Below are 21,346 nucleotides of genomic sequence, written 5' to 3' on the forward strand. Positions count from 1 at the left end.
TGACTGTCATTACAGCCTAGGCAACGTAAAGAGGGGTATCTAGCTTTTTCCTTTCAAAAACAGCGATTCATCACGGTGGATGGTTAACTATTCATCACCTGATATACTCGAACCCTCTACCACCACATGTCAGAGGACGACAATGGGACAAACCACCAAATCGCTTAACGAAAAACAAATCGCATTTATCGAGCAACAAAAAATCTACTTTGTTGGCACAGCAGCACCGACGGGTTCCGTGAATATTTCACCCAAAGGCGGTGACTCTCTTCGCGTGATCGACAGCAAAACATTGGCATGGTTAAACCTAACTGGCAGCGGCAACGAATCCGCTGCGCACGTATTGCAAGCACCTCGAATGACCGTCATGTTTTGTGCTTTCGAAGGTTCTCCTCTTATCCTTCGAGCCTATGGCAATGCGCGAGCGATTCATCGCAACGATCCTGAATGGGAAATCTATGTTTCTCTTTTTCCCGAGAGCATCGCATCTCGTCAGATATTCCTATTGGATATCGATTTGGTACAAGCCTCTTGTGGCATGTCCGTCCCATTATTTGACTATGAAGGTGATCGCCGAGAGCTGCAGAAGTGGTCAGAAAAACAAGGTTCACAAGGCATTCAAAAGTATTGGTTGAAGAAAAACCAAACCAGCTTAGATGGATTTGAATCTCAGATCGCAGAAAAGTCCGGCTTAAAAGTCGAAGAATAAAAGGGGATGGATTCATTGCAGTCCCTTTTGATTTCCCCCTTCACGGTTAACACGTCTATCGATTCACTTTTTGTTCTGTTTGTTGATGTTTCTCATAATAAATGCCAACAGATTCAATTTGCTTTGGCAGTATACTCAAGGCATACGCAGAGCTAGGTACATTCAAAATGAAAACAAAAATTATCCTTGATACCGACCCAGGTATCGACGACGCAATGGCCATACTGTTTGCTGAAGCAAATCCAAACGTAGATTTGGTTGCGCTGACGACGATATTTGGTAACGCTGATATTGAGACCAGCACACGCAACGCACTCTACCTCAAACAACGTTTTGGCATGAACTGTGATGTTGCCAAAGGGGTGAGCAAACCCTTGCTGCGCGATCCCGTCGGTGCCAGCACCGCGGTTCACGGAGATAATGGATTTGGTGATATTGCGTTGGATGCGCCAACGCTCGCAGCAGATCCTCGCCCCGCTCATCAATACATCATAGATACGGTTAAAGCGTCACCGAATGAAATCACTTTGGTTGCTGTTGGACCGCTGACTAATTTGGCAATGGCTATCACCCAAGCGCCCGAAATTGGTGACTTGGTGAAAGAAGTGGTCATCATGGGCGGGGCATTTGGTACCCATGAACATACGGGCAATGTCACCCCCTTTGCAGAAGCCAACGTGCATGACGACCCTCACGCCGCTGACATTGTTTTCACTGCCGACTGGCCTGTCACTGTGATCGGTTTAGATGTCACCCATGAAACCTTCTTCTCGACAGATTACATCGACACCCTGAGAGATACGTGCGGTGAGGTGGGGGAATTTATGTGGGATATTAGCCGATTCTACTTAGATTTTTATAAATCTCGTATGGATGTAGATGGCTGTTTTGTTCACGACCCTTCTGCCATTGCTTATGTTATCGACCCATCATTGTTTACGCTTAGAGAAGGTCCTATTCGAGTGGTTTGCGACGGCCCCGCAGAAGGCTTAACCATACAAAAATACAAACCGACCAAACACAAAACAGATGAATGGGCCGACAAGCGACCACAACACGTTGCTGTTGCGGTTAACGATCAGGCAGTGCTCGATTTGTACTTGGATGCCATGACTCAGTACGGGAATCGCTAAGTCTGACCGTCAGGTTTGAATCTGTAGAGTTCAGTTCGAAAATTATCATCGCCGCTAAGTCCTATTAGCGGCGAGCACTTGCATCAAAAATTGAAGTGATAGCGGGTCAGATGATGATAGGGAACATTCGCCTTTTGAATACCGCATAAGGCACCCCATTGAGGTTGATTTGGGCCATCAGGAAGATATTGAGTCTCTAGCGCTAAACCTTCATATTTTTCATATGCATGGCTTGCTCCTAATGAACCATCGAGGAAATTGCCAGAATAGAATTGAATCGAAGGCTTCGTCGTACTAACTGCTATAGAAACGGCGTCATCTGGTGCCCCAACCACTGCCACGACTGTTTTTCCATCACAATAGGCGCTGTTAAGGATGAACGCATGATCATATCCACCAGCAGTGACCTGATCATCATCTTTCATGAAATCACGCCCAATGACTTTCGATGAATTAAAATCAAATGTCGTTCCCACCACGCTTTGCCAATCCGCCTTTGGCGTCATGTCTTCATGGGTTGGCAGGTAGTGGTCCGCATGCATCTGCAGTGAATGTTCTAGGCTTGCATTACCGCTGTTTTCACCATTCAAATTAAAATACGCATGGTTGGTTAAACTTATCGGACAATCGGCGTCACACACGCCGTCGTACTGAATTTCTACGGCGTTGTCGTCGGTCAGCGAGTATGTCACGGTCACCTCAAAATTGCCGGGGAAACCTTGATCCCCATCCCTGCTTTTCAACTGAAAAGCCACCTGCTGCTGCGTGCTAGAAACGATCTCCCAACGTAACTTGTCAAAACCCTTGAGCCCGCCATGCAAAGTATTTTCACCTTCGTTAGAGGCCAACGTATATTCTGTGCCATTCAAGGAAAAACGACTCCCCTTAATACGGTTCGCATAGCGACCAACAACAGAACCAAAGTAAGCGGTTTGTGCCAAATGCGCGTTCATATCAAAGGATCGAAGCAGTACCTCACGGCGCTCGTTGCCAACAGGCAAATTCGCACTAAGCCAAGTCGCACCCACGTCCATGAATGATGCCGTCATTCCTCCCGCATTTTGAAGATGAACAACCGCCGCCGGAAGGTTATCTGCCGCGGGATGTGACGTCATCGAAGAACTAATTTGGGAAAGATGGGGCAACAATTGTTGGCTCATTGGCATTCATTCTCCATAAAAAGCAGTTTCTTCAGAGCGAATTAACGATCATTTCAGGTCAAAGAAACCTAACGTTAGCCTATTCCCTGACCCTTGCCACACAAACGCGGGAGGCTTTTGAGGATTACATATTCTTTAGCGGCTTGACGATTTCGTCCAACCCTTCAATTTTCAAAGTAAGGCACAACGCCATCAGCTTGCCAAGCTCGCCACTCGGGAACCCTTGTTTCTCAAACCACAGTAAATACTCTTCCGGTAAGTCGATAAGCACTCTGCCGGAATATTTGCCGAAAGGCATTTTGAAGCGGGCAAGTTTGAGCATGTTCTCTTTTTCTAGCATGGGGTCTGCGCTTTTTACGGGGAAACAAGGCAGGCAGTGTATCTGTTTACGACGGTAAGATCAGAAAAAGCCCGCACAGAACGTCAGATTGGCTTCACTTAAACCAAAACCAAAACCAGTAACGATGTAACAATGGCGTCTTAAGCGTCAATTCACGTCACACTCTTCACAACCAAATAGTTTGCTGTGCATCCAACACCCCACGCAAAAGCCCAAAACGGCTTCAAGCCATGTCAACATGAAACACATTCCTAAAACTGAAAGCAGCCAAACATTTGAGTAATCGAGTAAGCGAAATACCAAGCAGGTGATCCCCATGGTTGCGCCCAAAATCCAGGCAAAACGCTTAGGTTTGATCGGCTTCCAAACGGGTTTAGATTTCATAGTGATTGCCGTACCTAACACGCCACTCGGACTTAGCGGTGTGAGCCCAAACATGGCTGCCATTGCCATATCGAAAATGACATACGGCCCAACATAGATGACAGGATCCCATTCTGGGCGGACAATCAAAATGAACATAGTGGCGGCAGATAAGATATTGAGCAGCCCAGCACGCGCACGCGTGGCCGTTTCATCAATTCTCAGGTCACCCTCTCCGGGAATGTTCTGCCCCATTGCCAACATGGGTATGGTGAAAAAGGTATGGTATTGCTTCTGTTCTTTTGAGCGCACAAGTCGATCCTCATCCCTGATACCGACTTTAAGTCTATACCCTCAAATCAAGTTTGAATGAGCAGCGTATGTTAATACCAAGTCGGCCAATTCTTGCTCAGTGAGCAACTTTTCGCCCACCCCACAAGCAACTCTTTGCTCTACTGATACACTATAAAATTTAACCAATTGTTTTTATTGGTTAAAATAGCTGGCACAGCCTTTGCGTTAATCCTTGCGTTGTAACGTTATCTAACTCATTCGTATAAGGACATCGCAATGCCAACTCCATGTTATATCGCCATCGAAGGTAAAACTCAGGGCAACATCACCGCTGGCGCTTTCACCGCTGATTCTGTCGGTAACATCTACGTTGAAGGCCACGAAGACCAAATGCTGGTTCAAGCCTTTGACCACATCGTGACCGTACCGACTGACCCACAAAGCGGTCAGCCTTCTGGCCAACGTGTTCACAAGCCGTTCAAGTTCACCGTGGCACTGAACAAAGCCGTACCCCTCATGTACAACTCACTCGCGTCTGGCGAGATGCTGCCGAAGATTGAACTCAAGTGGTACCGCACTTCTGTAGAAGGCAAGCAAGAGCACTTCTTCTCCACCATTTTGACTGACAGCACCATCATCGATATCGATTGCCAGATGCCGCATTGTCAGGACGCCAACAAGAAAGAGTTCACCCAATTGGTGACTGTGTCTGTCGCCTACCGCAAGATTGATTGGGAACACACAGTAGCAGGTACTTCTGGTGCCGATGACTGGCGTGCGCCGATTGAAGCATAAGGCTTCTAAGCAACGGGCATAGCGCCCTTTGCAACCAACCCGCCTTCGTGGCGGGTTTTGTCGTCAAGCAATGACGCTGAACGACACAATTTGATTGATGTTATTTGATGTACCGACTCTGGCGACACAGGGTCATGCTGGGATGATTTATGGCTACGGAAAGCGGTCTCCAATTTACTCTTGTTGTTGAAGGTTTACCTGACGACGCCTTCGCGGTGGTTGAGTTTTCAGGACAGTCAGCACTCTCAGTGCCCTTTCTGTATCAGATCAAGCTCGCCAGTCGTGATGAATCTATCTCACAAGACGACGTCGTCGACCAAAATGTGACCCTTATGCTGTGGCGTCATGGAGAGTTGGAGCAACGCATTCATGGCATTGTTCGTGCTTTCACTCGTGGCGACACCGGCTTCAGTCACACGCGTTATTCCCTTGAGATGGTACCGGCCCTTTCTCGATTATCTCTGCGTCATAACAGCCGTATTTTCCAGCAGCAATCTGTACCTGAAATCATGAGTGTTCTTTTGCAAGAAATGGGCATTGATGACTATGCCTTTTCCATTTCAGGGCAGCCGCAAGTGCGTGAATATTGTGTCCAGTACCGTGAAACGGATTTGGCCTTCCTTCAGCGCCTCGCCGCGGAAGAAGGCATTTTCTATTGTTTCTTGCATGACAAAGACAAACACACGGTTTTATTCTCTGATGATACCCAGACACTCACTTCCTCAGGGCAAGCCTTTCCTTACAACGCCAATGTCGGTGGTATGAGTGAAGAAGCCTTCGTAAAAGGCTGGCAGTATTCTGCGCAAACTCGTCCTTCTTCAGCGCAACTGAAAGATTACAGCTTCAAGAAGCCTGCCTATGGCTTTTTGCACGACACAGCCGGCACGGAAATGAGGTTTCAGCGCGGTACCTATGAACACTATGACTACCCAGGCCGATTCAAAAGCGATGCAGCCGGCAAACCGTTTACACAATATCGCCTAGAGCACTTGCGAAGTGATGCACTCACGGCGCACGCTTCCAGCACGATCATGCAGGTTGATACAGGGATGGTATTTAACCTAGAAGACCACCCAGATGACACCACAAACCGTGATTGGATTGTGGTATCCATGCAATGTGAAGGCACACAGCATCAAGCATTAGAGGAACATGGCGGCGAAGGCATGACGTCATTCCACAATACCTTTTCAGTTATCCCAGGACATCGCCCTTGGCGCCCTTGTCCTGAAGCCAAACCCTGTGTCCAAGGCCCACAAATCGCGATTGTGACGGGCCCCGAAGGGGAAGAAATCTTCTGTGATGAGCACGGACGCGTGAAAGTGCAGTTCCCGTGGGATCGATATGGCAAAAGTGATGAAGCCTCTAGCTGCTGGGTACGCGTTTCTCAAGGCTGGGCAGGCGCACAATACGGCATGATGACCATTCCTCGTATTGGCCACGAAGTGATTGTGTCTTTCCTTGAAGGCGACCCAGACCAGCCGATAATCACAGGCCGCACCTATCACACCACCAATGTGCCGCCCTACCCGTTGCCCGCGAACAAAACCCGCACGGTAATCCGCACCGAAACTCACCAAGGTGAAGGCTTCAACGAACTGCGTTTTGAAGACCAAGCGGGAGAAGAAGAAATCTACGTTCATGCCCAAAAGGACATGAACCTGTTGGTCCAAAACGACCGCAAAGACAACATCAAACATGACTTGCACTTGGATGTGGAGAACGAACGTTTCTCGCACATCAAAGTGGATGACCACCTGACGGTGGATGGACAAAGCAAAGAGCACGTGAAAGGCGACAAAACCATCGTCACCGACAGTTCCCTGCACATCAAAGCGGGCGACAGTTTCCTTAACGAAGCAGGCTCAGAAATTCACCTAAAAAGCGGACACAAATCTGTTCTGGAAGCCTATACCGAAGTCACCCTAAAAGTAGGCGGCAACTTCGTGAAGATCGACCCCGCAGGTATTCACATCGTCGGTTCTGTCATCAATATCAACTCAGGTGGAAGCGCTGGTTCGGGTTCTGGATTTGGTGGGGAAATGCCGATGCTGCCGGGCGGGGTTGAGATAGTGAAGCATTCTGGTATTGAAGAAGCAAAATTGGCAACAATCGGTTTGATCAGCGCTACACCAGCGCTAAAACATAAGATACAAGCAGATATGGTCAACAACTCACCAATATCTGAAATATGCCAAAAACAAGCTGATGGTTCCTGTCCATTAACTAACTGCCCATGCAGAGAAGGATAATCAGATGCTTGTTTCCAAATCTCTGAACTTGAACGACTCTCGACAGGGTAAGCACCTTAGCCACTACTTAATCGCAAATAACACTCCAGAGATGTTAGCAAATTTGTATTGTCATAGTGATTCTGCTGACATTAGGCCGTTGTATTTGGATTCAGATTTTTCACATTTTCTAGACATCAGTCCCTATATTACTAAAGTTGAAATAGGTGACACGCTTTTAAACCTATTTGTTAATTCAACAGAAACCGGAAATAGTTGGTCTGGAGTGATTGTATCTACATCATCGACCCTGACTTTTGAGGCGCTAATTCTCCACCTGCAAGAACGATTAATGACCACATTTTCTGAGGGCAGAAAAGGGGTAATGCATTACTACAATCCGGTGGTGGCAGACTATTTTATCGGTGAGTCCAATTACGATGACACAGCACGATGGCTTGGTCCTATTGTGCAATTTACGTGGCGAAACCAAACACTTTCGCCGAGATTTAACTTGTGGTGCAGCGTTGAATCTCCTCAAAGCAATAAAGATAAGTCAACAACAACTCAGTCTCCATGGGTACTCACTTCATCTCAAGAAAAAGCGCTAGAGCAGCTTTACGACGATAAGATATTGGCGTCATATTTCAAAAACAACATTCAACTCAAATTAACACCTGATATTTGGAAACAATATCGCGAATATTTCAAGCGGTCTGAAGAGATGGGGCTTGTTGACAAACAATATATCTTTGAATTTTTCAAGATCATAGAACGAAATGGGCTTCCACATCGAGAAAAAACACTTTACACCAAACTTGTCAGTACTAAAAATCAAGAAGATAAGCTAAAGATTTACAAACACGCATTACAAAGGGAAGAATTGTATGTCAGTTGATAAAATTAGTGCCAATCCTGCATGTGACAAAAAAAAGTTATTTATAGAAGTAACAGGTATTGACCATGGAACTGAGCATGCAATTCAATTTTATGACAATACGGATTACATACAGAAAGCACATCTTGAAGGGAAAATTGAAACCGAAACGTTGTCAGACACTACGATTTTTAGTTGGGATTGGACTAACGAAAAGAATGAAACAAACACTTGGTTAGCGGTTTCATCAGATGACGGTGTCATTAAACTCCCTTTGTACAACGATGTAGAGGCTAAAAATCGAGTCGATGGCGAGCAAGACTATCTGCTACATGCTGTATTACCACTCACTCTTCTACCAACCTTCAACCAATCTTTGAGTTATAAAGAAAGAATTGCCCCAACGAGAAATGGTTATATCTATATTTTTTTCAACGATAGAGCATGGCGAGAAATAGAGATCCGAACCAACGAAGACGGCACACCGAGTTTTCGTGATATCGACTTATTTAAATATCGCTCCGGAAGAGATAAACCTTTCAATTTTGAAAAACGGTTAGCTAGTGGCGTTGAACTGAATGAAATATGGCTACCTGCTCGAGATAATGCAAAGAGGAGTCAAGTCAATCTTGCTTATTCTGAAATTCAATGGAGCGGGGAAAGGCTCAATTATTTTGAAGAAAACCAAGATGAAATGACAAGCAGAGCAGTAGCATTTCACAAACTGAATGTATTCGATACCGTCGACGTACTTAAAGCAGGAAATTTGCCCGAAATTAGAGTAAGAGAGCCAGAAATAGAGATGGTTCTCGCAGAGCCATCTAGCCTCAACCATGATCTCTCTGGCGCTTGGCTTGAGAAACAATTCAAAGAGATAAAAAATGAAGTATTAGACTGCCGCAAAGATAACGATAAAGCTCTGAGCTTACTCAAGTATAAAACAAGTTATCAGTATGAATATGGGATGAAGCAAAATGCGCTTAAACAGCTTCTATCACAAGACACATCAAATGAAGACCTATGGAAAACAGAAGCTAAAGAAGATTTTTTGAAAGACGCCAAAGCAAGAAAACTGAGAGCAATAGTACTTGATGACCCAGTCTTTGAGCTTAGACATCATGCTTTTTGCGCACTTTATGGAATAGGCTATTTTCAACAAGTCCACATAGATATGAGTGAGCAAGAATACTTTAGATGTGCCGAGGCGGTGCAAAAGTTGATTCTTCCCAAAAAATTTGGGGAACAAGAAAATGTATGGTTCAAATACAAAGATGATGTCGATCAATATTTGGGTGGACGATATCACCGCGCTTTAAGAACCGTTGAGCGCCAAGTTTGCATGCGAGATGTTAAAGCTATGCAAGCTGTCGTTAAAAGCTTGCTTGAAACGGATAGGCTCGCCTGTGTGTTGAGGGATATAACTTCGCTTGGTGACATAAACGGTTGTGCTGCCGCCAAAATTTGTGGTTACGGTCTTTCAGCTCTAAGCATAAACATCGACGCTCTTGATCAAATGACATTGGATAAAGACAAAGATCCTTTGTCATTCGCTGATGATTTATTACGAATTTTAACACCTGATATGAATCATCCTCTTCATGCTGTTCTTTTCCCCCCAAAAGGCACAGTAGATTGTGAAAATGAATACAAGCCGCCAAAACCGAAGAATGACGGATCCGGATATGCCTGCACAGAATTGATTACTAGTTGGTTTAGCGAATGGGAAAAAGCTAATTTCACCATCGAAGAAGATCAACTGGAAATGATGGATCTCGCTTTTATGGCTGAAGCAGAAAATAACGAAGAAGACTCGTTCGGAGCATTACGAAGAGCTGCAAATGTTACTGATAATATTTTCAAAGGGTACTTTGATGCTCTTCAGGAACTCAGCAAAAATCTTGCGAAAGAAGCTTTCATGGTTAAGTTTGATGCAGCTTATGCGCCAGTGATATCTATGATGAAAGCATCAAACTCAAAGTATTGGGGCAAGGCCAAATATGTACCATTTGGCGGAAATCCAATAGAAGGAAATGTTGTTGGCGTACATGGTCAGGGACTCAGCTACGGAATTACAGAGGCTGAGAGAGACTATGTCAACACTCAGAAGAGAAAAACGAGATTAGGTCGATTGTATGAACAAAATGGGAAGCTGTTTGCATCGACTGCTAAAAGTGCCTTCAAGAAGGGTGATTTCAAACCAGGATTGAAAGGCCCCGCCTCTCAACACGTAGGTGCTAAATTACCGACCCACGTTTTTATCCTCCCTGAAGATAGCCATATGGCAGAAGAGTTTAGCAAAGAAAAAACCCAGCGTACACTGCAAGACTTAAATAAAAGTGGCATAACCAAAAGTAATGTTTACGAAAAATTTCGAGTACCATATTTTATTGTTGTCATTGAGACAATAAATCTAATCAAGGCTCAAAACCACTTTACCAATATTGCAAAGGACAAGGATCGAGTGTATTCAATTACCGTTGCTGTTAGTGCACTATTGGACTTAAGTGTCGCAATTACTCACGCCTCAAACTTATATACAAAGAATGCTTCATTTCTTGCACAACAATCCCATAAAACAGCTTTCTCCATGCCAAAAAATGCCAAAACATTTGTAGATAAGATATCGAAGACAACAACTTTGGTAAAACATATTAGCATGATTGGTGTAATTGGTATTGGTGCTGGTTTTCTAACTGCTGGAATCGCTTTGTGGGATAGTATTCGTCTTTTTAATAGACATGATTATGATGCTAGTATTGCGCAAGGAATTATTTTTGCCGGCACCTTGGTCACTACAATTACGACTGGTTTTTTTACTACTAGCGCACCTACGCTCTTTGGAATGGGGCCAGCAGCATGGCTAGGTATAAGCATTGCCTTGGCTGGTTTTGCACTTTACATACATTTCAAGGACTCCCCCATGGAGATCTGGCTTAAGAATGGGCCATTTCGTGATTCACCTCCACAAAAATATTTACATTTGCAAGACGGCAATATTGCCTTTAATCGATTTATTGATATCTTGTTCAATGTATCGCTTAAAATGTACCATATAAGCAAAGATACCCTATTGCCTGAAGATATAGCCAAAACCATGCAACTAAGAGGCGCAACCCATGTAATTTGGGTGGATACTAACTTGGCAGCCCTACTTAACCAAAACATGGTCAAAGCTGAGTTATTTGTTCGACAATCGATACTTCAGAAGACCACGAAAGCTAAACGCGCTAGCATCTTAGAATCCGAATCGAGCCAAATCATAAAAAAAGACAAGAAGAATTCACCTATATTAGGCCAAGAAATAAGTACTAATGGTTACGCATTTTTTGTCAAACACGATATTAAAATTCCCGAAGCGAATACCGAATTTAGCTTCTGGTCGACGACTCCCCAAGCACACACCTACAAAGCTGCATTTGTTGCTAGGGCACGCTTAATAGTTGGAGAGACTGTGTTTCCAGGTCCAAATCTTGATGAGTCAATACCAACAAACAGTAGAAGCTTAAGCTCCACCCCTACCTTCGAAGATGATGAGAAGTATTGGATTAATCAGATTGCCTTCAGTCAATAATCAGGTGTTCAATGAGAAATAATAACTCAACAGATAGCTATCACAAAACCGCGCACAGTTCTGAAAGCATACATCTTCAGAAAAACCAGTCCTCAAAAGGCTTTTTGCGAAAAATGATCACGAAGGGGCAAAAATTTTCTTTTACGAAAGCCAATGGCGTCATTTCAACAAAGGCAATCAAAGATTTAACACCATCAAAGATGGCCGAGCCCGAAGATAAGGGTAAGGAAATCTACTGGGATGATGAAAGACTTCTAGATCAGACTTTAAGTCCATTTGCCCATTTTTATTTTTTCTTTGTTGGTTTAGCCAAAGCCTGTCTGATTATAATTTTCCCTCTTGTTTATATCATCATGCTTTTTGGTTTAACATTTGGCGAAGGAGGTTGGCACTCTTGGGAGCCTTTGTTTATTGGCTTCTCTCTATACTTTGTATTACCAGCATTAATGATTTGGGGACACTTCAAGCTATTTTGTGCCGGATACTTTTTCCTTGCCCCCTTCCTAAAAGCAAGATTACTTTTTCAACTCAACAGAAAAACGGGCATGGTCACGCTGTATAAAGGTAAAGATGAAATCCACTTTACTCATCCCTTTGTCGAATTTGACTGCGTGCTCATGTCAGCACCCAGCCCCCAAGGGCAGCTCAATTATTCGCTCGTACTGATCCACCGTTACAACGATTATTCTGTCGGTGTGCCTATTGGTAATCTCCTTGGCCCAAACGAAATGGTGGCCGAGTATCACCGCCTTTGGAACATGATCCAGCGTTATATGGATGTTAGTCAGCCAATGCCAGATATTATGGTTCTCGAACCCTCACGAGAACGAGATCCAACAACTGCGACTTACGACAAGAAACATGCTAGAAACCCGAGATACTGGCGAGACATGACGGATGAGGAGTTTGAAATGACAATTGATAAAATCCGTCAAGAGCAGAACTACCAACCCTCTTCTGGGCCTGAAATTGATATTTTTGAAAGCGAAAGGCCGCTCTAGAAAAATAACGTCACCCCAACAACTTCCCTTTGATCCCATTGAACACCGCCAGCACCCTATCGTGGGCTGGCTTGTGTTCGGCGATAAACGACAAACACTCCAACGCGCTTTCATCATGATCTTTCGGTAGTTGGACGTTTAAATCCTTTGAGATTGTTTGGGCGTACTTGAGCTGTTTTTCTGTAGGTAGCTTTAGCTCATCAGGGATCGCAGCATGGATCGTGTCGGTAATATGATCCGCAAATACAGGCCACTGATTAAGGTCAACCGTGGTTTCTTGTGTGAGTCGTAAGAACTTTTTTTGCTCTGGCGTGAGCGAATACTTGAAGGTCACAGCACCCACTGAAAATGTTATATCGTCCATATCGTTCCCTGACTATGACGTTTTATTGTCGGTGAAGCTTACCAGCACAGAATACGATTGAAGTGTCTGATCGCTGCGTCAGAGAGGCAATTAATGCCATGACAAATAGCAGCCGTGAATCGATTTTCCGAACTCTATATCGGCGAAAAGTTGCTCAGCGAGCAAGTTTTCGCCCGCCCCGCAAGCAACTCCTTGCTCTATTGATACATCATCAAATCTAACTCTCTGTTTTTATTGATAACAATAGCTGGCACACCCTTTGCCTTATTCCTTACGTTGTATCACCCGTTTCGTTGCTCACCCCGCTGGGTGGGCTTCCATTGAATAAGGACATCGCAATGCCAACTCCATGTTATATCGCCATCGAAGGCAAAACTCAGGGCAACATCACCGCTGGCGCGTTCACCGCTGATTCTGTCGGTAACATCTACGTTGAAGGCCACGAAGACCAAATGCTGGTTCAAGCCTTTGACCACATCGTAACCGTACCGACTGACCCACAAAGCGGTCAGCCTTCTGGCCAACGTGTTCACAAGCCGTTCAAGTTCACCGTGGCACTGAACAAAGCCGTGCCCCTGATGTACAACTCACTCGCGTCTGGCGAGATGCTGCCGAAGATTGAACTCAAGTGGTACCGCACTTCTGTAGAAGGCAAGCAAGAGCACTTCTTCTCCACCATTCTGACGGACGGCACCATCATCGATATCGATTGCCAAATGCCGCATTGTCAGGACGCAGAAAAGAAAGAGTTCACCCAGCTGGTGACTGTGTCTGTTGCCTACCGCAAGATTGATTGGGAACACACAGTCGCAGGTACTTCGGGTGCTGATGACTGGCGTGCGCCGATTGAAGCGTAAGGCTTCTTTACAAAGGGCGTAACGCCCTTTGTCACCAACCCGCCTTCATGGCGGGTTTTGTCGTCAAGCATTGAGGCATGACGACACAATGTGATTGATATTGTTCGATGTTGATTGATGTACCGACTCTGGCGACACAGGGTCATGCTGGGATGATTTATGGCTACGGAAAGCGGTCTCCAATTTACTCTTGTTGTTGAAGGTTTACCTGACGACGCCTTTGTGGTGATCGATTTCTCAGGCAGCGACAGCCTGTCTGCGCCTTTTCTGTATCAGGTTAATTTAGCCAGCCGACAAGCCACTTTCACGGAAAATGATACCGTTGACCGAAATGTCTCGCTGATGTTGTGGAAAGACGGGGAGCTTGAACAGCGCTTTCATGGCATTGTCCGTTGCTTTACCCGCGGAGACACAGGCTTCAGTCACACACGTTATTCCCTTGAGATAGTGCCGGCCCTCTCTCGTTTGTCGCTTCGTCATAACAGCCGTATTTTCCAGCAACAATCTGTCCCTGAAATCATGAGTATCTTGCTGCAAGAAATGGGCATTGATGATTATGCGTTTTCTCTCTCAGGCAGCCCTCAAACCCGTGAATACTGTGTGCAGTATCGTGAGTCTGACCTTGAATTCTTAGCGCGCATTGCGGCAGAAGAAGGGATTTTCTATACCTTCTTGCACAGTAAAGACAAACACACGGTGCTGTTTTCAGATGATACCCAGACGCTCTCTCACTCGTCTCTAGCGCTGCCGTATAACGCCACGGTGGGCGGCACCGCCCGTTCAACCTTTGTGAAAGGCTGGCAGTTCTCTACGCAAACCCGGCCTTCTTCAGCGCAACTGAAAGATTACAGCTTCAAAAAGCCCGCTTATGGCTTTTTGCATGACCATGCTGGCACGGAGATGAGTTTCCAGCGTGGCACCTATGAGCATTATGATTTCCCTGGTCGCTATAAAAGCGATGCGGCAGGAAAACCGTTTACCCAATACCGCTTAGAGCATTTGAGAAGCGATGCCATCACGGCGACGGCATCCAGCAATGTGCTCCAAATCCAAGCCGGCTTATTGTTTGATTTAACCGACCACCTCGATGAAGCCATTAACCGTGATTGGGTGGTGGTGAGCTCGGCGTTTGAGGGTACGCAGCCGCAAGCGCTTGAAGAGCATGGTGGTGAGGGCATGACCACGTATCACAACACCTTCTCAGTCATTCCTGCGCATCGACCTTGGCGCGCCACGCCGCAGCCCAAACCCTGTGTTCATGGCCCGCAAATCGCGATTGTCACTGGCCCTGCCGGTGAAGAGATTTTCTGTGACGAACACGGACGGGTGAAAGTGCAGTTCCCGTGGGACAGATATGGCAACAGTGACGAAGCCTCTAGCTGTTGGGTGCGCGTCTCTCAAGGTTGGGCGGGCGGTCAATACGGCATGATGGCGATACCTCGCATCGGCCATGAAGTGATTGTGTCTTTCCTTGAAGGTGACCCAGACCAACCGATTATCACGGGCCGCACCTATCACGCGACCAATGTGCCGCCCTACCCGTTGCCAGCCAACAAAACCCGTACGGTCATTAGAACCGAAACCCATCAGGGCGAAGGCTTTAATGAACTGCGGTTTGAAGACCAAGCTGAGCAAGAAGAAATCTATGTCCATGCCCAAAAGGACATGAACTTGCTGGTTGAGAATGACCGCAAAGACAACATCAAGCATGACCTACATCTGGATGTGGAGAACGAGCGTTTCTCGCACATCAAGGAGGATGACCATCTGACGGTGGATGGGCAGAGTAAGGAACACGTGAAGGGTGACAAAACCATCACGACAGACAGTTCGATACATATCAAGCAAAGCACATCTCAACTTGTGGACGCAGGATCAGAGATACACCAAAAATCAGGCGCCAAACTGGTCATTGAAGCGGGAAGTCAAATCACCCTCAAAGCAGGGGGATGCTTTGTAACGGTTGACGGTTCAGGCGTCCACATTTCCGGCCCTGTGGTTAATCTTAATGCCGGTGGCAGCGGGGGGAGCGGCTCAGGGTTTGGGGGGATAGCGCCGACATTGCCAGGGCAATTACCACCAAAGCCAGCCGACCCATTACCTATGCTCTCACCCGCACAAATCGCGACGATGAAATCTGCAGCGCCTTTCTGTGAAGAGTGCGAAGCCTGTAAGGATGGTCAATGCGCAGTATAGATACCGAGCAAAGCTCCAACCTCAATACCTATGCCATTTTTAACGGCACCAGTGAAGAGAACGCGCTTAGACATTTCTATCGATTAGGCGGCAACGATGCCAAGGCACTTTGGAGCGGCACGGTTTACGCTGAATGGCATGATGTTATGCCCTACATGGCAGATGTGTCCGATCACCCCGCGTTCCTAAATTGGGAGCAACAAGAAGCCCCCGATGACTGGGGCATCATAGTCACCACGCAAGATACATTTGAAAACGTGTTTAAGCACTTTCGAAGTCTCACTCAGGTTTGGATGCCCGCCAGCGGACACGTTTTTTTCCGATTCTACGACCCAAGATTTAGCCTGAATGTCGCGCAATACTGCAACGACGAACAGCGCTGCGATCTGATGGGACCTTGTATCAGTTGGAACGCAAAAAACCGCTTAGTGACCAACACGACACCGAGCCCGTTTCTAAGCGAAAAACCGTTTCCTTGGTGGGACGTACCGAAGGATGTCGTTAAGAAAATAAGTTTAGATAAAAGTGTATTAGCGATGAACCTAGTGAAAGGGCTGGCTGGGGAGAGAGAGGATATTTATCTGAGTTATCCAGAAAAAATATTGGAATACAAAGCGACTCGATTTGTAAATCGCTATGAAGGTAACGATCAAAGCTATCTAGCCAATTTCATCATTCAACTAGAAGAAGAACAACAACGTTTAGGGTATACACGATGAGTAGTAAGCAGGATTATTATAACTATATAGATGAGCAATTCACTGCTTTCCCAACACTATTGGATGCTTATCGTGAGCAAATGAACGCGTGGTATCTTAGATCCGCAGATTATGCTTCCGAAAAGTTCGACCTACCCTCCCTCTTATCTATGGACAAAACCATCAAGGCGGGTGACTCAACGACCACCGTTGGTAAAGATGATGATGATTATGCCGTTAAAGCGCTTTGCCCAAAGAGCGGAAAACTCCAAATTGAGAGTGTTTTTCAATCTATATACAACGTGCCGTTAGGCTCCATTCAGGTATACGTAAAATCAGAAGACGGTAAAGAAGTGCATTCCGTTACGCTGGATCAACAAGGTAAAGCAACAGTTGAAAATCTAGAGGCAGGGGTAGTATATGAAATCGTCGTTGACCATAAACCTACACAAGCAGAACTAGATGCCTTATTTTCCAACTATAACGTTATGGGAACAGATCTGGTTAACTGGCTGAAAGGAAAATGGGTAGGCTTTGAACCAGAGTGGAAAGGCTTTAAGTCTGAATGGGATCACTATTTTGCTCAATCAAAAGTAGACACCGTTTTAGAGAATATAGGTAAGTTTTTTGAAGGCATCTGGGATGCAATAAAGTCTTTGTGGAATGGTATTGGCGAAATTTATGATCTACTAAAAGATCCAGAAAAAACGCTGGAAAACATGTCAGAAGGCGCCAGTGAAATCATTTCAGCAATAAGAAATGCCGCATCGAATGCTCCAAAACAACTTGAAAAAGCAATGCTGTTCGCCTCTGATGAAGCTGCGTTATATCTGCTAACCAGAGCAATAATGATCTACCTCTCGATCATTCCTATCAGCGGTATGATCAATGAACTCTCAAAGCTTTCCGGTGCCGTTATCGGAGATATCATTATTGGTATTCTGGGCGGGTTAATAATATCGTTCATTGCATCACCGGCCATTGGTACAGCCTATTTTTTGTATCGCGCAGCAAAGACTGCAGTAAACGCTGTTCAACGAATTCTAAAGCCTATTGCGGATTTCATGACCGATGTGTTTGATATGGTCAAAAAGCTGATAGAAAACGCATCGAGTACATTTAAACGTGTTGCCATCAACGATGCAAAGGGTGGAAGTTATCGAAACGGCAAGGTTCAACTCAAAACTGACAACCAGAAAACAACGAAATTAGACAGTGACGCCGACATACCTGACGATAGCAGTCCATCTACCAATCCCGATGATAAACCGACACAAAGCGAAAAAAACACTGAGCTTGACAAAGACCCAATATCAATGGCCACAGGTGAAGAACTGCTGTCCCTTCAAGATGGCCATCTACCTGGGCTGCTTCCCTTTGAGTGGAAAAGGCTTTACCGCACCAGTGCCGCTGAATTAAACCAAGGTTTAGGCTTTGGTTGGTCACATAGTCTCTCACATCAACTCCATAATGCTGGTAAAGATGTCATTTGGTCTGATGCTGAAAACAAACAAACACGGTTCCCAAAACCTAGCCGCAAGCTCCCTATTATTACCAACACGACAGCCCATGCTGCCGCTTACTTTGATGAAAATGAGCGAATCGTCACCATCGCAGAAAATGGTCAGCGCTTTCATTTCAAAGCAAAAGAGGATGAATGGCTGCTAGATGAGATAAGCGACAAATATCATCATCGCTTACTTATACAACACGACAACCATAATAGAGTGGAAACAGTAACAACAGAGTCTGGTCTTCGTTTCAGACTCATTTACCAAGATCTATTGTTGTCTCGCGTCGACCTCTATCACAAAAAAGAACAAGACGAACGCCCTGTGTGGGTATTCATACACACACAAGCGGAATACTCCTATAACGAATCTGAGCAGCTCATCGCAGCAACCAATGCCAGTGGAGAAACCGAACACTATCAATACAACGACCACAATGTTATCCAGTCCCGCGAATTAGCAGGCGGCGCTATATTTTATTGGGAGTGGCAAGGGGAAGGTAAGTCATCTAAAGCGATACGTCAGTACAGTAACCTTTCCAACATTGATACGACCTACGCTTGGGATGAATCATCCAACGCTGTTACGTTAACGAACAGCAATGGGACTCAGCAGGTTTATCAACATGATGAAAATGCACGGCTCGTTAAGGAGGTTGATGCTGGCGGCGGAGAATACCTAAAAGAATACGATGATAAAGGCCAGCTTCTAAAAGAAATCGACCCACTCGGTAATACCACTGAGTATATCTATTCCAAATCAGGTGAACTGCAAACCCAAATAGCACCCAATGGATTAGAGACACATTACACCCATCTCAATGGACGTCTTATTCAGGTAAGCCAAGGCAAAGCCCAGTGGGATTATAAGCACGATAAATTGGGTAACATCACATGGCAACGTGACCCATTAGGGCATGTGACTCGCTACGGGTACAACAGCCATGGTCTCATCAGTGCCATTCACCACCCGGATGGCACGGAACACACGCTAGTTTGGAACGTTAAAGGTGAGCTGGTTGAAGAGATAACGCCTCAGGGAGAAAAAATCCGCTACCGCTACGACATATTGGGCAGACTAAGATACCGGCAAGATAGCCTCGGCATTCATGAAATGCATTACAACCGAAGCGACCGACTCACTAAACATGTGTTGCCTGGTGGTAAAACGCGATATTACGAATATAACGCCTATGGCAAAGTCACTAAATTCACTGATGAAAAAGGCCGCCTTACTCAATATGAATATCGTTGGCCTTCTCATCAGGTATCAAAAACAATCAATCCAGATGGAACGGAAGTTTCTTATCAATATGAAAACGCATTCCAATTTCTGAGCGATATCGTCAATGAAAATGGTGAGCACTACCATATTGATTACGCATCAACAGGGCACGTCAGCCGAGAAGTCACCTTTGATGGGCGTGAGTTGACGTATCAGTATGACAAACATACTCAACTTACTTCAAAAACAGAAAAAGGGGTCAACGGTGCTGAGCTCACCACTCAATACCAATATGACAGCTTGGGCAATGTCATCGTCAAAACGCTACCAGATGACAATGAGGTACGTTATGAATATGACTCCCACGGAAGGCTAGTTGCTGTTGATGATGGCCACTGGCCACTCGCTTATCAATATGACCTGTTAAGCAGACTCACACAAGAACACCAAGGCTGGGCAACGCTGGGGTACCGCTACGATGAAGTCAGCAGACTCAATGCCATGGTATTGCCTGATGGTCAACGCATTGACTACCATTTTGACAGCGGTCAGCTAAGTCAGGTTAACCTCAATGACCAATTGCTATCGAAGCATACTTATCAAGGTTCCGGCCTTGAAACGCAACGTCAGCAAGGTGCCTTAACGAGTTACTACCAACATGATGACCAAGGCCGGCTACTCGAACATCGCGTTAAGCAAAAGCAGCTTGAGAAAATCCACCGTAAGTATCACTACAACAGCGTTGGAAACCTCACCAACATAGAAGACAGCGAACGTGGTCAGAAGCAATACCACTACGACCCGCTTGATCGTCTTACTGCAGTAAGAGGTGTTCAGAATGAAGATTTTCATCATGACCCCGCTGGAAACCTGCTGCTGAATAAACAGGCCAATGTTGAAGGCAACAAATTGCTATTTCAGGGAGACAGCCATTATCAGTACGATGAATTTGGCCGGCTAACACTGGAAGCAAGAGGAAAAGGTAGCAAGCTCGTTTCCAGCTATACCTATGACTGTCAACACAGGCTCGTTCAGCTGGAAAAACCTGATGGCTCAACGGCGTCCTATCAATACGACGCATTTGGGCGAAGGATTACCAAATCCATCACTGATAAAGCGGGCAATACGAGCTCAACGGAGTTTATCTGGCAGGCCGACAAATTATTGGTAGAAACCGACAATGTCGAGCACTACCAAACCTACCTCTATGAATATGGTAGCTTCCGTCCTTTAGCACTAATAGATGGTGAAGGGGCTAACAACCAAGAGACCTACTTCTATCAACTCGACCAGCTCGGTACCCCACTAGAAATTACGAGTGTATCTGGAGAAGTTGTCTGGTCTGTAGACTATAAAGCGTATGGCAACTTAGCCTTAAAGCGGGCAGAGAAAGTCACCAGTCACTTACGCTTTCAAGGGCAGTATTTCGATGAAGAAAGCGGTCTACATTACAACCGACATCGCTACTATAGCCCAGCAACAGGAAGGTTTATAACATCTGACCCTATTGGATTAGCTGGCGGTCTAAATAGCTATCAATATGTAAAGAACCCTTTATCATGGGTTGACCCACTAGGCTTAAGTCAGCTTGAAGGAAGCTGTCCAGAAGAGGTAAAGCCGTCTGACCAAAGTGGGCCTATAAATGAAGATATTGAGACGCCCCCTGATGCTACAAATAGTGGACTGAGAAACACTGACATCTTTGATAAACTCGATGTAGACCAGATCGCCGCGCTAAATAAACAATTTAGTAATGGCCTTACTATTCCAGGAAAAGATATCTCAACCGTTCTTGCAAATGCATCCTATCGCGAGGGTGGCATAAACCAAGCAGCTTCAGTCATTAGAGACATTGCTGGAGGTCACCTATTCCAAAATGGGAATAAGCGAACAGCACAAGCATTAGTAGAATCGTTTGATCTAGGTATTAACCCTAAACAATTAAGAATCGTCATTGATCAAGTAGGTAAAGGTAATATGAAGAACGTTGATGAAATCGCCAAAGCATTAGGGGGAGGCTAA

The 21,346-nt window shown here is 45.4% G+C and carries 15 protein-coding genes; 11 read left to right on the forward strand and 4 right to left on the reverse strand.

The annotated features are described in order from the left end of the window. The first annotated feature begins 142 nt into the window (after positions 1-142). Together Q365_RS0100625 and Q365_RS0100630 are read left to right on the forward strand one after the other, a co-directional pair. Positions 143-709 (forward strand): pyridoxamine 5'-phosphate oxidase family protein, encoded by a 567-nt coding sequence (locus tag Q365_RS0100625; protein WP_028021520.1) that lies wholly within the window; start codon positions 143-145, stop codon positions 707-709. A gap of 167 nt (positions 710-876) precedes the next feature. After that, a complete protein-coding gene (locus tag Q365_RS0100630; RefSeq protein WP_028021521.1) occupies positions 877-1,842 on the forward strand; it encodes a nucleoside hydrolase in 966 nt (321 codons plus the stop codon). Between the two features lie 83 nt (positions 1,843-1,925). On the opposite strand, the gene galM is transcribed toward Q365_RS0100630, so the two are convergent. The 3 genes from galM to Q365_RS0100645 all read right to left on the reverse strand — a co-directional run bounded on the left by galM (position 1,926) and on the right by Q365_RS0100645 (position 4,017). Further along, a complete protein-coding gene (galM, locus tag Q365_RS0100635; RefSeq protein WP_028021522.1) occupies positions 1,926-2,990 on the reverse strand; it encodes a galactose-1-epimerase in 1,065 nt (354 codons plus the stop codon). A 136-nt stretch (positions 2,991-3,126) separates the two neighbouring features. After that, positions 3,127-3,342, reverse strand: coding sequence for a DUF3820 family protein (locus tag Q365_RS0100640; protein ID WP_028021523.1), 216 nt, complete (start codon positions 3,340-3,342; stop codon positions 3,127-3,129). A gap of 147 nt (positions 3,343-3,489) precedes the next feature. Then, positions 3,490-4,017: a DUF4395 domain-containing protein gene (locus Q365_RS0100645; protein WP_028021524.1), complete on the reverse strand. Its 528-nt coding sequence runs from the start codon at positions 4,015-4,017 to the stop codon at positions 3,490-3,492. A gap of 258 nt (positions 4,018-4,275) precedes the next feature. On the opposite strand from Q365_RS0100645, the gene Q365_RS0100650 reads away from it, so the two are divergent. From Q365_RS0100650 to Q365_RS0100670, 5 genes are all read left to right on the forward strand, one after another. Next, positions 4,276-4,794: an Hcp family type VI secretion system effector gene (locus tag Q365_RS0100650; protein WP_017007402.1), complete on the forward strand. Its 519-nt coding sequence runs from the start codon at positions 4,276-4,278 to the stop codon at positions 4,792-4,794. 149 nt (positions 4,795-4,943) lie between these two features. Further along, entirely contained in the window at positions 4,944-7,046 is a 2,103-nt protein-coding gene (gene tssI, locus Q365_RS0100655; RefSeq protein WP_028021525.1) for a type VI secretion system Vgr family protein, read from the forward strand. Positions 7,047-7,050: 4 nt separating this feature from the next. After that, a complete protein-coding gene (locus Q365_RS0100660; RefSeq protein ID WP_028021526.1) occupies positions 7,051-7,923 on the forward strand; it encodes a DUF4123 domain-containing protein in 873 nt (290 codons plus the stop codon). Continuing rightward, positions 7,913-11,473 carry a hypothetical protein gene (locus Q365_RS0100665; protein WP_028021527.1) on the forward strand — a complete coding sequence of 1,187 codons (3,561 nt, stop codon included), beginning with the start codon at positions 7,913-7,915 and terminating at the stop codon, positions 11,471-11,473. The genes Q365_RS0100660 and Q365_RS0100665 overlap by 11 nt, the downstream gene beginning before the upstream one ends. A gap of 11 nt (positions 11,474-11,484) precedes the next feature. Next, positions 11,485-12,474, forward strand: a complete 990-nt coding sequence (locus Q365_RS0100670; protein ID WP_051563689.1) for a hypothetical protein — start codon at positions 11,485-11,487, stop codon at positions 12,472-12,474. 10 nt (positions 12,475-12,484) lie between these two features. Here Q365_RS0100670 and Q365_RS0100675 read toward each other — a convergent pair whose 3' ends face one another. Then, on the reverse strand, positions 12,485-12,838 hold the full coding sequence (locus Q365_RS0100675) for a hypothetical protein (protein ID WP_028021529.1): 354 nt from the start codon (positions 12,836-12,838) through the stop codon (positions 12,485-12,487). Positions 12,839-13,176: 338 nt separating this feature from the next. On the opposite strand from Q365_RS0100675, the gene Q365_RS0100680 reads away from it, so the two are divergent. The 4 genes from Q365_RS0100680 (at position 13,177) to Q365_RS25210 (ending at position 21,346) form a co-directional block, all read left to right on the forward strand. Then, complete coding sequence (locus tag Q365_RS0100680) at positions 13,177-13,695, forward strand: Hcp family type VI secretion system effector (protein ID WP_028021530.1); 519 nt, start codon at positions 13,177-13,179, stop codon at positions 13,693-13,695. A gap of 159 nt (positions 13,696-13,854) precedes the next feature. Further along, positions 13,855-15,891, forward strand: a complete 2,037-nt coding sequence (tssI, locus tag Q365_RS0100685; protein WP_028021531.1) for a type VI secretion system Vgr family protein — start codon at positions 13,855-13,857, stop codon at positions 15,889-15,891. Continuing rightward, positions 15,879-16,610 (forward strand): DUF4123 domain-containing protein, encoded by a 732-nt coding sequence (locus tag Q365_RS0100690; RefSeq protein WP_028021532.1) that lies wholly within the window; start codon positions 15,879-15,881, stop codon positions 16,608-16,610. The genes tssI (Q365_RS0100685) and Q365_RS0100690 overlap by 13 nt, the downstream gene beginning before the upstream one ends. Continuing rightward, positions 16,607-21,346, forward strand: coding sequence for an RHS repeat-associated core domain-containing protein (locus Q365_RS25210; protein ID WP_051563691.1), 4,740 nt, complete (start codon positions 16,607-16,609; stop codon positions 21,344-21,346). Before Q365_RS0100690 ends, Q365_RS25210 begins: the two co-directional genes overlap by 4 nt.

The organism is Enterovibrio calviensis DSM 14347 (assembly GCF_000621165.1).
Lineage (GTDB): Bacteria > Pseudomonadota > Gammaproteobacteria > Enterobacterales > Vibrionaceae > Enterovibrio > Enterovibrio calviensis.